The 12,596-nt window shown below is 69.5% G+C and carries 12 protein-coding genes and 1 pseudogene; 6 read left to right on the forward strand and 7 right to left on the reverse strand.

Features of this window, described 5'->3' with window-relative positions; genetic code table 11:
- Positions 1 to 37: 37 nt before the first annotated feature.
- Positions 38 to 1,252, reverse strand: a complete 1,215-nt coding sequence (locus tag ACFC8N_RS39500) for a hypothetical protein (RefSeq protein ID WP_362821039.1) — start codon at positions 1,250 to 1,252, stop codon at positions 38 to 40.
- Positions 1,253 to 1,583: 331 nt separating this feature from the next.
- Between ACFC8N_RS39500 and ACFC8N_RS39505 the strand changes: the two genes are divergently transcribed.
- Complete coding sequence (locus ACFC8N_RS39505) at positions 1,584 to 3,434, forward strand: FAD/NAD(P)-binding protein (RefSeq protein ID WP_376293975.1); 1,851 nt, start codon at positions 1,584 to 1,586, stop codon at positions 3,432 to 3,434.
- A 28-nt stretch (positions 3,435 to 3,462) separates the two neighbouring features.
- Here ACFC8N_RS39505 and ACFC8N_RS39510 read toward each other — a convergent pair whose 3' ends face one another.
- From ACFC8N_RS39510 to ACFC8N_RS39525, 4 genes are all read right to left on the reverse strand, one after another.
- Positions 3,463 to 3,795, reverse strand: a complete 333-nt coding sequence (locus ACFC8N_RS39510) for a hypothetical protein (protein WP_376293977.1) — start codon at positions 3,793 to 3,795, stop codon at positions 3,463 to 3,465.
- Positions 3,796 to 4,062: 267 nt separating this feature from the next.
- Positions 4,063 to 4,461 carry a transposase gene (locus tag ACFC8N_RS39515; protein WP_376294034.1) on the reverse strand — a complete coding sequence of 133 codons (399 nt, stop codon included), beginning with the start codon at positions 4,459 to 4,461 and terminating at the stop codon, positions 4,063 to 4,065.
- On the reverse strand, positions 4,458 to 4,718 hold the full coding sequence (locus ACFC8N_RS39520) for a helix-turn-helix domain-containing protein (RefSeq protein WP_376293979.1): 261 nt from the start codon (positions 4,716 to 4,718) through the stop codon (positions 4,458 to 4,460). The genes ACFC8N_RS39515 and ACFC8N_RS39520 overlap by 4 nt, the downstream gene beginning before the upstream one ends.
- Before the next feature lie 425 nt (positions 4,719 to 5,143).
- A complete protein-coding gene (locus ACFC8N_RS39525) occupies positions 5,144 to 7,822 on the reverse strand; it encodes an ABC transporter substrate-binding protein (RefSeq protein ID WP_376293982.1) in 2,679 nt (892 codons plus the stop codon).
- Between the two features lie 320 nt (positions 7,823 to 8,142).
- Between ACFC8N_RS39525 and ACFC8N_RS39530 the strand changes: the two are divergent.
- Positions 8,143 to 8,486 (forward strand): annotated as a pseudogene (locus ACFC8N_RS39530) (hypothetical protein); the annotation flags it as partial.
- A gap of 228 nt (positions 8,487 to 8,714) precedes the next feature.
- Here the strand turns inward: ACFC8N_RS39530 and arsM are convergent.
- Positions 8,715 to 9,608: an arsenite methyltransferase gene (arsM, locus tag ACFC8N_RS39535; RefSeq protein ID WP_356028665.1), complete on the reverse strand. Its 894-nt coding sequence runs from the start codon at positions 9,606 to 9,608 to the stop codon at positions 8,715 to 8,717.
- Between the two features lie 104 nt (positions 9,609 to 9,712).
- Here arsM and ACFC8N_RS39540 point away from each other — a divergent pair, with 104 nt between their 5' ends.
- The 4 genes from ACFC8N_RS39540 to ACFC8N_RS39555 all read left to right on the forward strand — a co-directional run bounded on the left by ACFC8N_RS39540 (position 9,713) and on the right by ACFC8N_RS39555 (position 12,073).
- A complete protein-coding gene (locus tag ACFC8N_RS39540; protein ID WP_356028662.1) occupies positions 9,713 to 10,087 on the forward strand; it encodes a metalloregulator ArsR/SmtB family transcription factor in 375 nt (124 codons plus the stop codon).
- Positions 10,084 to 10,818: an aquaporin gene (locus ACFC8N_RS39545; protein WP_356028659.1), complete on the forward strand. Its 735-nt coding sequence runs from the start codon at positions 10,084 to 10,086 to the stop codon at positions 10,816 to 10,818. The genes ACFC8N_RS39540 and ACFC8N_RS39545 overlap by 4 nt, the downstream gene beginning before the upstream one ends.
- Positions 10,819 to 10,849: 31 nt before the next feature.
- Positions 10,850 to 11,266 carry an arsenate reductase ArsC gene (locus ACFC8N_RS39550; RefSeq protein WP_356028657.1) on the forward strand — a complete coding sequence of 139 codons (417 nt, stop codon included), beginning with the start codon at positions 10,850 to 10,852 and terminating at the stop codon, positions 11,264 to 11,266.
- Between the two features lie 543 nt (positions 11,267 to 11,809).
- Entirely contained in the window at positions 11,810 to 12,073 is a 264-nt protein-coding gene (locus ACFC8N_RS39555) for a hypothetical protein (protein WP_376293985.1), read from the forward strand.
- Positions 12,074 to 12,300: 227 nt separating this feature from the next.
- Here ACFC8N_RS39555 and ACFC8N_RS39560 read toward each other — a convergent pair whose 3' ends face one another.
- Positions 12,301 to 12,564: a transcriptional regulator gene (locus tag ACFC8N_RS39560; protein WP_376294037.1), complete on the reverse strand. Its 264-nt coding sequence runs from the start codon at positions 12,562 to 12,564 to the stop codon at positions 12,301 to 12,303.
- Positions 12,565 to 12,596 lie beyond the last annotated feature (32 nt).

The following is a 12,596-nucleotide window of genomic DNA, read 5'->3' on the forward strand; positions in this document are numbered from 1 at the left end:
AGGTAGGCAATCAATTTCGAGGAGTGATGGTACTGGCTCAGGCTGCACCCGGGGGACTCTGTTCGAGCGCACGCGTGCCACGGGCGAGTTGATCGACCGCCGTTCGAGGGGGCGCCAGCAGCAGCTGCGGCGGCACGGACCGTAACCAGTCGCGTGCGCTCTCCGCGCGATCGGCCGGGACGCCGAGGACGGCCCGGTAGTACCCGAGGTGGAAGGGCCCGCGGTTGGCGGAGTTGCCCGTGAAGCAACGCAGCTCGGTCCCCACCGGAGCCGGCGGCAGGACCGCATCGTTGCGCACCGGCAGTTCGAGCGCCACCTGTTCGGCCCGGCACGGCGGCACGGGCTCGCCGAGGGCGGCGGCGACGTGTGCGGCCTGCGGGTCCACGCCCGAGCTCGTCCAGCTCAGATTGGACATGCCGCTGAGCCGGCCGTTGATCTCGATGATCTGCAGCCGCCCGTCATCGCCGACCGCCAGGTCCATCTGCCACGGGCCCGCCGGGCCGAAGCCCGCCGTGATGTCCTCGACGACCCGCAGCAACTCCCGGTGCGCCTCGTCCGGCATCGGCGCTGGCGCGACCCGGGCCCGCTTCCCGGGTGAGCAGTCACTGTCGAGCCGCCCCATGGAGGCGATCGGCCAGACAACCGTGCCCGAGGGGGTCGTCAGCAGCTCGACGCCGAATTCCTCCCCCGCCACGACGGCCTGGACCAGGGCCGGGAACCGCACCTGCCCGCACGCCTGTCGCAGGGACCGGCCGTCCGGCACGTAGTGACGGCCGGCGAACGGTTCGCTGCACGCTTCCTTGACCATCGCGGGCAGTCCGATCGTCTCGGCGGCAGCCAGAACGGCCGCCGGTCCGTCGCAGACGACTCCCTGCGGGGTCGGCCAGCGCCGCTGCCGCGCGACCGTGTGCAACCACACCTTGTCGGTGGCGAGTCGCGCGAACTCCTCGGAGTGCGCGAGCATCCGACGCCCACGCGCCCGCCAGGCGGCCCCCACCCGGGCGTAGACCGGGAGCATGCGTTCCTGGCCGATCTGGCCCAGGTTCGCGACTGCCAGGTCCGCGTCGTGCTCGCGCAGCAGCGACAGCAGCCCGGCATCCGTCAGTTCGGCCGGCAGCTTCGCGCAGCTGGCCTCCCCGCCCAGCAGCTCGTCCAGATCCACGAAGCTCAGGACCACCACCTCCGCGCCGGCGCACGCCAGCGGCGGCACCATTCGGTCCGCGCGATGTTCGCCCAGCAGAACAACTCGCATGTCACACATCCCAATCGAACGCATCGGGCCCTGGCAGCCGGATTGCTTCAGCGGTGAGCCGACCATGGCCGAATTCCTGCTCTGGTCCGCGGCGGCTTCAGCCCGGCAGTACGTAACGGGCAGGGCGCCCCGCAGGACTTGGCGAGCGTCCGTCTCCTCCCCTCTGCGGGTGACTCGATTCACCCCACGGGGCTACAGTCGGCGGAGATCCGCGACAAGGCCCAACTGGGTTCGTGCCGTCCCGAATAGCATGGCCGACGATCGTGCCCGCGCTTCTCGGGACGCGGTCGGCAGCACACCACTCGGCACAGCACTCGGCAGACAAGAGGACATGATCTCAGCCAGCGGATCACAGCCGGCGGGCCGCATCCCGTCCCTCGTCATCGTCGGGGCTGGGCCCCGCAGCACCGGAGTGGTCGAACGCATCGCCGCCAACGCACCAGAGCTTCTGGGCCCCGAACGGCTGGATCTTCATATCGTCGACCCCTATCCACCAGGCGGTGGCCGGACCTGGAGGCACGAGCAGTCACCACTGCTCTGGATGAACTCCAGGGCCAAGGACGTCACCATGTACACCGACGACTCGGTGACGATGGAGGGCCCGGTCAGGCCCGGCCCCACGCTCGCCGAGTGGGCAGCCCTGGCCGCACCGCCCCTTTCGTCCCCCGAGCTCACCACCGAGGCAAGGGAGTTGACCGCGCAGAGCTTCGCGAGCCGCCGGCTGCAGAGCGCCTACCTGCGCGAGGTGTACGCGCGGGCGATCGCCGCTCTGCCGCCGGGCATCACTGTCCACGAACACCGTGCGACCGCCGTTCGCCTGGCCGGCCCGCGCACCGGGCGCCAGCGGGTCTGGCTCGACGGCCGGGCCGACCCACTGACCGCCGACCTCGTCGTGATCGCCGTTGGTCACTTCGCGTCGGAACCCGACGACGAACAGACCACGCTCGCCGCCTTCGCCGCCCGCCACGGTCTGGTCTACCTTCCCCCCGACTTCACGTCCGAGGCCGACCTGAGCGTCCTGCTGCCCGGCACCTCTGTCCTGGTACGCGGCCTGGGTCTCGCCTTCACCGACCTGATGGTGCTGCTCACCGAAGGCCGCGGCGGGCGCTACACGGACGACGGCTCCGGGAAGCTCACCTACCACCCCACCGGCCGCGAACCCGTCCTTCACGTCGGCTCCAGGCGCGGAGTGCCCTATCACGCGAAGATCGGCTACGGGATGCTCGGTCGACCACTGCCGCCGCCACGCTACTTGGGGCCGGCTGCCATCGACGAGTTACTGCGCCGCCCCGACCGCATCGATTTCTCGCAGGACGTGCGTCCTCTCGTCGCCAAAGAGCTGGGCTTCGCCCACTATCACGAACTGTTCGCCGCACACCCCGAGCGCACCCGCCTCACCTGGGACGCGTTCGACGTGAAGTACGCCGCCTGCGCGCCGGGCAGTGCCGAACTCCGCGCGCTGGTCGAGTCCTCGGTACCCGACCCGAACGACCGGCTCGACCTCGACACCCTTGACCAGCCGCTCGTCGGCGTCAGGTTCCCTGACGCCCAGTCTCTCCAACGTGGTCTGCGCGCCTACATCGAGGCCGACCTCGCCCGCAGGGACGATCCTCGACACAGCCCCGATCTTGCGGTGATCCGCCGTCTGTTTCCCGTGCACCGCCAGCTCCGGCGGCTGGAAGGCATCGGCCCCTGGTGGTACGGCTTCTTCAGTTACCTGGCATCCGGCCCGCCGGCTCCGCGGCTGCGGCAGCTGCTCGCGCTCTCGCGTGCCGGGGTGGTCCGGTTCCTCGGTGCGGGCACGACCATCGAGGCCGACCCGGTGCGCGGTGTCTTCCGGGCGCACAGTGCAAGCCTGCCCGGCCGCGTCACCGAGGCCCGGACGCTCGTCGAGGCCAGGCAGCCGCCACCGTCCGTCACGCGCGCCCGGGAACCCCTGCTCCGCTCTCTTGGTGCACACGCCCGCGTGACTCCTCGCGGACTGCTCGTTGTCGCCCCGGCCGACGGACGCGTGCTCGACCGCGACGGTCGGCCCCACCCCCGGCGCTTCGCGCTCGGACCGTTCACCAACGCCCGCATCCCAGTGGGACTCCCGCGGCCACGAGCCAATGCCGCCAGCCTCCGCCAGAACGACGCGACCGCACGTGCCGCGCTGACCTTCCTGCGCGCGCTGCAGCCATGAGGGGCGCTCCGGCAACCGGGGCATCCCGCTACCCCGTGGAGCGCATCAGGGTCACGCTGCGTCCTCGGTTCTCGATGCCCACGCAGGTGTTGACGAGGAAGGGAGCCAGCTTCGGGGTTGCCCGGTCGGCGCCGCTGCGGGCGTCGAGGACGACATTGCCGTTGGCCGTCCGGCCGTGCACCGCTCCATGCCACACGGCGGTGACCTCCGGCACGAGTCGTCCTTCCGGCGCCTCGGTGATCGACCACAGCCATTTCATCGACGTCGCGTCCAAAGCCGCGATCGAGTGCGTCTGACCGAACAGCCGGTCGTTGCAGAGGATGACGGACGTTCCGTCGAAGTCACGGTGCCAGAGGTGCACATACGCCCCTGGCCCCGGGGGGGGGCGCGGACCGCTCCGGTACGGGCGTCGACGATGACGAACCCATCAGAGGCCGACATCGCGAGCAGGCCCGGATGGCGGATGAGGCGACCGCTCGACTTCCCGCGCGGACGGCCGACGATCCACGGCACGGCGCAGCGAGAGCCGAGGGACCGGTTGATCACGGGAAGGACTCCGAGATCGTCATCCTCGCGGGCCCCGGTGACTGGCTCGTTCAGCAGGTCCAGTGATTGCTAGGGTCCGTCTTCAAACGGATCTTGCCCGGAGCAGGAACGACGCGAGAGTGACCGCTGCCTCGTAGGAGGTGGCGGTCTTTTCGTATCGGGTGGCAGTGCCGCGGAAGCCCTTGAGCCGGTTGAAGCAGCGCTCGATCATGTTGCGTCGGCGGTAGATCTGCCTGTCGAATCCTGGTGGTCTGCCGCCGTGGCGGCCGCGACTGTAGCGATGCCGTTGTTGGTCCGCCTTCTCGGGGATGGTGTGTGCGATGCCGCGTTTGCGCAGGTAGGAGCGGAAGCCACGGGAGCTGTAGGCCTTGTCTGCGATGACCTGGTCGGGCCTGCAGCGTGGTCGGCCCAGGCCGGTGCGGGGCACGCGGATGCGTTCGAGTAGCGGGCGTGCGCAGATGCTGTCGTGGACCCCCGTCAGGCGGACCTGCTGGGTCGCAGAGAGGCGGGCGTACGGCCGATGAAGTCCCGTGCCGTACGGGTGAGGTGGGCCTGGTCGGCGAAGCCCGCGGTGGCCGCAGCCAGGGCCGCAGCCCCGTCCGGCAGGCTGGCGATCGCGGTACGGCGTCGGCCCCATCGCCGCAAGTGAGCGAGCGCGATGCCCAAGTCCTGCCGGACCAAGGCCCGCAGCCGCGGTGCCGACAGGCCGACCTCGTCGGGGATGGAAGCGAGGGGCATGTCCGGATCGCACAGCGTGCACATGTGAACGGCGTGGGCGGCTCTCGGATCGAGCGGTGCCGGGTGTCAGCGTGAGCGGCATCGCCCGGCAAGCCGGCGTCGACCGCACCTTCCTCTACCGCCACCGCGACCTGCTCGCACTGATCCACGTGGCCGAACGCGAGCCAAACGCATCGCCGTCCTCAGCCAGCGGCCCGCCCGTCAGCCTGACGTCGCTTCAAGCCGACCTCGCCAACTCCCACGCCCGCAACACCCGGCTCGTCACACGGATCCGGCGCCTGGAACGGCGTAGGTGGGCATGCCAAGGAGTTCGTGCAGCTCGCGGGCTCGGAACTCCTGGTCGGGGTGCTGGTTGAAGGCTTTCAGGATGGCTTGGCAGGTGGTGTGCGTCTCTCGGGTGGGTCGGGTTCGCCGCCTGCCGGCGCTCAGCCTTCGGTGACGTAGGCGTTCAGGGCCGATACGCCGCGCAGGTCTGTCTGCAGCCCGTGCACGCTCTTCGACGCCGGATAGGGGCGGATCGGTACGAAGACGGGGACCGCCATCATTTGCCCCATCACTTGGCGGTCGACGTCCGCCCACAGGGGTCCCGCCGATTTCAGGTCCGGGGCGGCATTGGCCTTGTCGATGGCTTGGTCGACATCTTTGTCGGAGAACTGGATTCCGAGCGCCTGGCCGTTGCTGCCGAAGTTGTCCGGTAGGTCGGTCGAGCCGATGGGCAGACTGGCCTTGAGATCGGCGAAGAAGATGTCGTAGGAGCCGGTCTTGCTGAAGTAGGTGGAGGTATCCGCGACGTGGATCGCGACCGTCAACCCGGCCTTGGTCAGAGCCTGTTGCACGACAGTCGCCTCGTCCGCCTTGACGGGCCTGTCATCCGGGACCGTGAGCGTCAGCTTTGTGCCGAGCTTGCCCGCCTGGGTAAGGAGGGAACGGGCCTCGTCCGCATCGCCGTTGTCTCCGGACGGGAACCTGTAGAAATCCTTGGAGCCCGGGACGCCCGGCGGCAGCAGGTGGTGGGTGATGGTGCCGGGCTTGCCGAAGGCCGCCAGGACGTCCTTCGAGGGCATGGCCAGGGCAATGGCGCGGCGGACCGCCAGATCCGGTACGCGCTTGGTGTTGATCACATAGGACGTCACGTAGAACACCGGGCTCTTGAGAACCTGCAGTCCTGCGGTCGCGGCCGGGGTGCTGTTCTTCGTGACCGCCGGGTCGCCGGTGAAGGTCATCACAGGCTTCGTCGCCAGCTTCTCCATGCTGGTGGCGAGGGAGCCGGGTGCGACGGTGCTGTCCACTATGAACTTGTCCGGGTACGCGGTACGCAGAGGATCGCTCGCGGGCTGCCAGTGCGTATTGCGGGTCAGGGTGACTTTGCCCTGCTTGTTGGCGGCCGCCGAACTCGTGATCCGGTACGGCCCGGTGGTCGGGACCGCCTCGTACGCATCCGGTTTCTCGTTCCAGCCTGCGGGTACCGGAGCGCCGGCAGGACCGGACAGGGCTACGTTGAAATCGGCGCGGGCCGCGGCCAGATGGAAGACGACGGTGCGGTCGTCCGGGGTGTCGATCGCCCCTGCGGGCAGCTTGGCCCCGGCTTTCTGTGCGGAGCCCTTTGGGCCGAGCAGCCAACTGCGCAGCAGTCCGTAGCCGTAGTTGAACGACGGGTCGAGGGTGCGCTCCACTGCGTGGGCGAAGTCCTTCGCGGTCACCCGGGCACCGTCGTCGTACGTCACACCGGACTTGAGGTGGAAGGTCCAGGTACGGTTGCCGTCGCTCGCCGTCCCCGCGTCGTCGGCGAGATCACCGACGACGCGTACGGTGCCGTCGGGCGCTGTCTTCAGGCCGGTGAGGCTGCGATAGGCGAGCTGCATCAATTTGGAGTCGGTGCCGTACTCCGCGTTGCCCGGGTCGATCGTCTTGATCTGGTGTGGCTCCAGGACCGTGATCGTTCCTCCGCGTCTGGCACCTTTCACCGCCGGTGCCGGGCCCCTTGAGTCGTCCGCCGTGCCCTCGCTGAGGGTCTGGGTCAGTGCGGCAGGGGCGACGGTGATTCCCCCGCGATCGCCGCCGTGGGTGGATCCTTCCCACGGTGCGAGGGCGAGGAGCGTAGCCGTGAGCACGCCCGCCGCCAGTACCGCAACGGCTGTCACCCACAGGGCCCGGCGCGGTGCGGGGGCGACCGGTCGGGGCGGGGCGATGACATACGAGGTGGGAGGGGCGGGATCGGGTAAGACTGCGGTGACCGGTTCGGACACAGGTGCCGCCACCCGGGCCAGCGCGTCGAGCCTCCCCGCCAGGGACGCGGCATCCGACCGAGCCGCCGGATCCTTGGCGAGGAGCTGCAGCACCAACTCATCCCAGACTCCGCCTAGTTCGGGCCGCAGTTCAGACGGTCGCCGGGGCTCCTCGTATACATGGCTGTGCATAAGTACAGCGGCAGAAGTACCCGTGAACGGGGTGACCCCGGTCAGCATCTCGTGCAGCATGCAGCCGAGTGAATACAGATCGCCCGCGCTGACGTCCCCGCCCTGGGTGAACCGCTCGGGTGCCATGTAGTGCAGTGTGCCGACAGGCGAGTCGGACGACCTGGTCAGGAACCCAGCGCCGGCGGTGGCCTCCATGAACTTCGCGAGCCCGAAGTCCAGGACCTTCGCGGTCCCCTCGTTCGTGAGGATCACATTCGGCGGTTTGATGTCCCGGTGCACGATGCCCGCGCGGTGCGCCGCCGTGAGCGCACGGCACACCTGGGCGGCAATGTCCGCTGCGCGAGTGGGCTCCAACAGGCCGTCTTCGTCAATGAGTTCACGTACTGTGCGCCCGTTGAGGAGCGGCATCACCAGATACGGGGTGTCGTCCTCGGAGCTGTGGTCGAAGACCGGCACGATGTACGCGCTCTCCAGCGCTGCGGCGGCCCTGGCCTCCCGCATGAACATCCCGAGGAACCGTTCCTGCTCCTGGTCGGTCAGACCGGCGGGCATGTTCAGCAGCTTCACGGCGACCGCCCGGTCGAGCCGGGCGTCGGTGGCCTGCCAGACGACGCCCATGCCGCCAGCGCCGATCCGCTCGGACAGCTTGTACCGGCCCCCGAGAACCGCACCACTGCCAATCTCCACGCCACGCCCCCCTCAGGCCACGCCGACCACGCTCGCGGACAACGTACCCAGCGGGCTCAGGGTTGCTGCACGTTGTCACCAACTCAGGACGTACGCGCCGCGGAGCCGGAAGCGGCGGTCTCACCGGAACTACGCGAAGGGATCCATGATTTGACAGCCGTTTTGGCCAAGACCGAGGCCCGTCTGGCGGACCTCGCACCAGCCGGGGTAGAACCCGAACCAGCCGAGGCTCCCACCGTCTACCAGGCCATCTTGAACGCCTTCCTCGTCGCGCAGGCCACGTGGGTCCTCTAATCGCCGGGCTCTCTCCCGTACAGCGCGTCGTGGTGCTGGCCGCCTCCGCCCACGACAACGCCGCCGGCATCGCTCTGCTCGACCAGGCGGCCGAGCGGTGCGGGATGCGTTGGAGATGGCCCTGGTGGACCAGGGATTCGAGGACGAGGTTCTCGTCCTCGACCTCATGGCCGCGCTGAACGAGTCGGTGCAGAAGGCCAGGGCCTCCCGCGCCGCTGGCGCGGGCCCGGCACAGGTGCGCGAGTTGCCGAAGCCGACGAAGAAGGCGGCCGCGAGGAAGCAGCCGGTGAAGAAGGCCGCGGCGAAGAAGACCGCTGCGAAGGAGCCGGGCGGGAAGAAGTCGGCGGGCCGTCGGCCCCGCAGCGCGTAGACGAGGGACCGGGCTGTTGTCCGCGGGAGGGGTCAGGAGCGTGTGCTCGTGAACCGCACGGTGCGGCCCACCACTGGCACAGCGGTTTCTCTGAGGCAAGTCGTGTGGTGCGGGGCGGAGTTCATCAAGGCAGTGCAGCTCAGCGCCGGTGTGGCTGACGCTACCGGACACAACAGGTGTGGCGCCATCGCTGGATCGAGCGACTGCGCCATCCCGGTGGGCACATCTTCAGCCCTGGCAGCCGCAGCCCGCGGCGCTCTTGGCCTCGCTCACGGTGACGGACGGGTCGGTTGCCTGCTCGGCCGGGGTGCAGCAGGCAGTGACGTCGCAGCAGGAGTCGTCTGTCGCGGAGGCGCCCGGTCCGGTGGCGGTGGTGGGCTTGATGGCGCGGACGATGGCGGATTGCATGCCGTCGGCGACCTGGTGGGTCGGGGTGATCACGATGTCCGTGAACCCGGCCGTTTCCAGGCCGGCGCGGTATTCGGCGAAGGACAGTGCGCCGGCGATGCAGCCGGCATAGTCGCCGCGCTCGGCACGCTGGTCGGGGGTGAGGGCGTCGTCCGCGACGACGTCGGAGACGCCGATCCGGCCGCCCGGCTTGAGGACGCGGAAGGTCTCGGCGAAGACGGCGGGCTTGTCGACGGACAGGTTGATCACGCAGTTGGAGATCACCACGTCGATGGTGTTCGCGGGCAGCGGGACCGCCTCGATCGCGCCCTTGAGGAACTCGACGTTCGTCGCGCCGGCCTTCGCGGCGTTGGCTAGGGCCAGGGCGAGCATCTCCTCGGTCATGTCGAGTCCGTACGCCTGGCCGGTGGGGCCGACGCGGCGGGCGGAGAGGAGGACGTCGATGCCGCCGCCCGAGCCGAGGTCGAGGACGCGCTCGCCCGCGCGGAGTTCGGCGACGGCGGTGGGGTTGCCGCAGCCGAGGGAGGCAGCGACGGCCTCGGCGGGCAGGGCGTCGCGCTCGTCGGCGGCATAGAGGGCGGAGCCGAAGTTGTCGTCGATCTCGACCGGCTCGGGCCCGCAGCAGGCGGTTCGGCCCTCGGTGACCTTCACGGCCGCCGCGGCGTACCGCTGGCGGACGGTTTCCCGCAGGTCGGTGGTGGTCTGCTCGCTCATGAATCACTCCCAGATGACGGGCCGCAGAATGGACTCGAACTGCTTGTATTGATGTTCATTGATGCAACCTTGCGCCTTGAATTGAAAAACGTCAACATAGAGGCATGTCAAAACAAGAGCTTGAGGTGCTCGGCCAGGACGCCGTCTGTTGCCCGGGCCTGTCCGCCACGCCGCTGGACGAAAACCAGGCCGCAGACCTGGCGAAGGTCTTCAAGGCCCTGGGCGACCCGGTCCGACTGCGCCTGATGTCGATGATCGCCTCCCGCGGCCAGGACGCGGAGGTCTGCGTGTGCGAGCTGACCCCGGCCTTCGACCTGTCCCAGCCGACGATCTCCCACCACCTCAAGCTCCTGCGCCAGGCCGGCCTGATCGACTGCGAGCGCCGCGGGACCTGGGTCTACTACTGGGTGCTGCCCGGCGTCCTCGACCAGCTCGCCGCGTTCCTGACCACCACGCAGCCCGCCGGAGCCACTGCGTGAACGCCTCCCTCAGCCGCCGCGTCGCCGCCGAGACGATCGGCACCGCACTACTGGTGGCGGTGGTAGCGGGCTCCGGCATCCAGGCCACCGAGCTGTCGCACGACGTCGGTGTGCAACTGCTCGCCAACTCCCTCGCCACTGTCTTCGGCCTGGGCGTGCTCATCCTGCTGCTCGGGCCCGTGTCCGGCGCGCACTTCAACCCGGTCGTCACGCTCGCCGCCTGGTTCACCGGCCGTCGTGATCCGGACGGCCTGGCCCTGCGGGACGTCGCCGCGTACGTGCCCGCCCAGATCGCCGGCGCGATCGGCGGCGCGATCCTGGCCGACGCGATGTTCGCCCAGCCGCTGGTCAAGTTCTCCACCCACGACCGGTCCGCCGGGCACTTGCTGCTGGCCGAGGTCGTCGCCACGGCCGGGCTGATCCTCCTGATCTTCGGCCTCGGCCGGATCGGCCGCGCCGCGCTCGCCCCGGCCGCGGTGGCCTCCTACATCGGGGCCGCGTACTGGTTCACCTCCTCCACCTCCTTCGCGAACCCGGCGGTGACCATCGGCCGGACGTTCACCGACACCTTCGCCGGCATCGCCCCTGCCTCCGTTGCCCCGTTCATCGCGGCCCAGCTGCTGGGAGGGGTGGTCGGGCTGGGGGCCGTCGCTGTGGTCCACGGCCGTCCTGCTCCTGTCCCGGATGAGGTCGTCGTCCCGCACGGCGAACCGGAACCCGCCGTCTCCTGACCGATGCGTTCTCCCGAGAAAGCCCCCGCTCATGAGCTCTTCCACCACGCCGCGTCCGTCGGTGCTGTTCGTCTGCGTCCACAACGCCGGCCGCTCCCAGATGGCCGCCGCCTTCCTCACTCACCTCGCGGGCGACCGCATCGAGGTCCGCTCCGCCGGCTCGGCTCCCGCGGACACCGTCAACCCAGCCGTTGTGGAGGCGATGAAGGAGGTCGGCATCGGCATCTCCGCCGAGATCCCGAAGATCCTCACCGTTGAGGCCGTCCAGGCGTCCGACGTCGTGATCACCATGGGATGCGGCGACCACTGCCCTGTCTTCCCTGGCAAGCGGTACCTCGACTGGCAGCTCGACGACCCGGCCGGGCAGGGTGTTGACGCCGTGCGTCCCATCCGTGACGCGATCGAGGCGCGTGTACGGGTGTTGATCTCGGAGGTGGCGCCCGGCTGACGGCCAGGTCACTCGCGCTGGTTCAGGGCCCGGGTCAGCTGCCGGTTGGCTTCCCGGGCAGCCTCCAGTTCGGCCTCGCGCTCCTCCAGGGACGCGCTCACGTCCACGGCCTGCTGTTCCAGGCGAGTGATCGTCTGCTGGAGTTCCTCGATGTCGGTGGTGGCCCCGACGCCGGACTCGCGCCAGACCTGTGCCTCCAGTACCTCGGAAAGGCGTTTCTCCAGTTGCTGGATCCGGGCGACGAGGCGGGTGTTGCGGGCGTGGGCGTTGGCGAGGTCGGCCTCCAGGGAAGCCCTGGTGACGGGTGCTCCGTTCGCGGCTGCTGGACCGGTGGGTTCGCGGGCTGCGGTGTGGAGTCGCTCCTGCGGCGCGGGCGATGGCTGAGGCGGTCAGATTGGTCCCGTCCCGTGTGGCGGCAGCGATAGCCGCCTCCACTCGGTCGCGGCGGCGTTCGGTGCCGGCGTATCGCCCGTCGTTCATCGCGGTCGTCACACGGCGGTCCCCGGGGGTCGGACGTCGGGCAGGGACTGGCGGACTCGCGGCATGCCGAAGCAGGACGGTGCGGCCGCGCCGTACGACGCCGACGGCCTGCTCGATCTGGGCGCGGTCCTCGGGTGTGAGGTCGTCGAGGTCGGACTTGACGCGTGTGATGAGGCGTCGAACTCGTCGGATCTCTTCCTCGGCCGGCATGGCCTGGGTTCGTGCCCCGTCGTCGGCCTCGATGGCGGACATCAGGCGTTCGCGGTTGCGGAGCAGGTCGGCGAGATGGGCTTCGAGGTCGGGCAGTTAGGACACGTCGGTGCTTAAGTGCTCGCAGCCCAGGCAGCGGAACCGGAGCGGGCAGGAGCGGCCGCCGGCTGCGACGTTGGATGGTTCCCGGCAGACGCCGTAGGCGGTCGCGACCTCGCCGATCGCCCGGCGGACGTGCCCGGAGTCCAGCAGGCTCTTCGCAGTTCGCCAGACCCGCTGGCCGTGCCGGTCGAACTGAAGGGCGGTGACGCGGTCGACGGCCTCCCGGCGCCGTTCGGCGCCGACTAATGGTGACGTCGGGTTTCCGCTGTCCCCTCAGCTTGGTCACCTGCTTCCTGTGCCGTGTCGGCGATGGTTTGAAGTGCTGCCAGATGGCGGGCGAGGGCCGTGCGGCCCATGGGTGTGAGCGACAGCCAGGTGCGTGGGCGCTTGCCGATGTATCCCTTGCGTACTTTGAGGTAGCCGGCGGCTTCCAGGGCAGAGGTGATCCGGCTAACGCTGGCGTCAGAGATCTGACTGTAGTCGCGAAGCTGATCGACGGACTGGATGCCGAGGAAGTCCTGTTCAACGGCCGCATCGG

It is taken from the genome of Streptomyces sp. NPDC055966, assembly GCF_042269865.1.
In the GTDB taxonomy this organism is placed as follows: domain Bacteria; phylum Actinomycetota; class Actinomycetes; order Streptomycetales; family Streptomycetaceae; genus Streptomyces.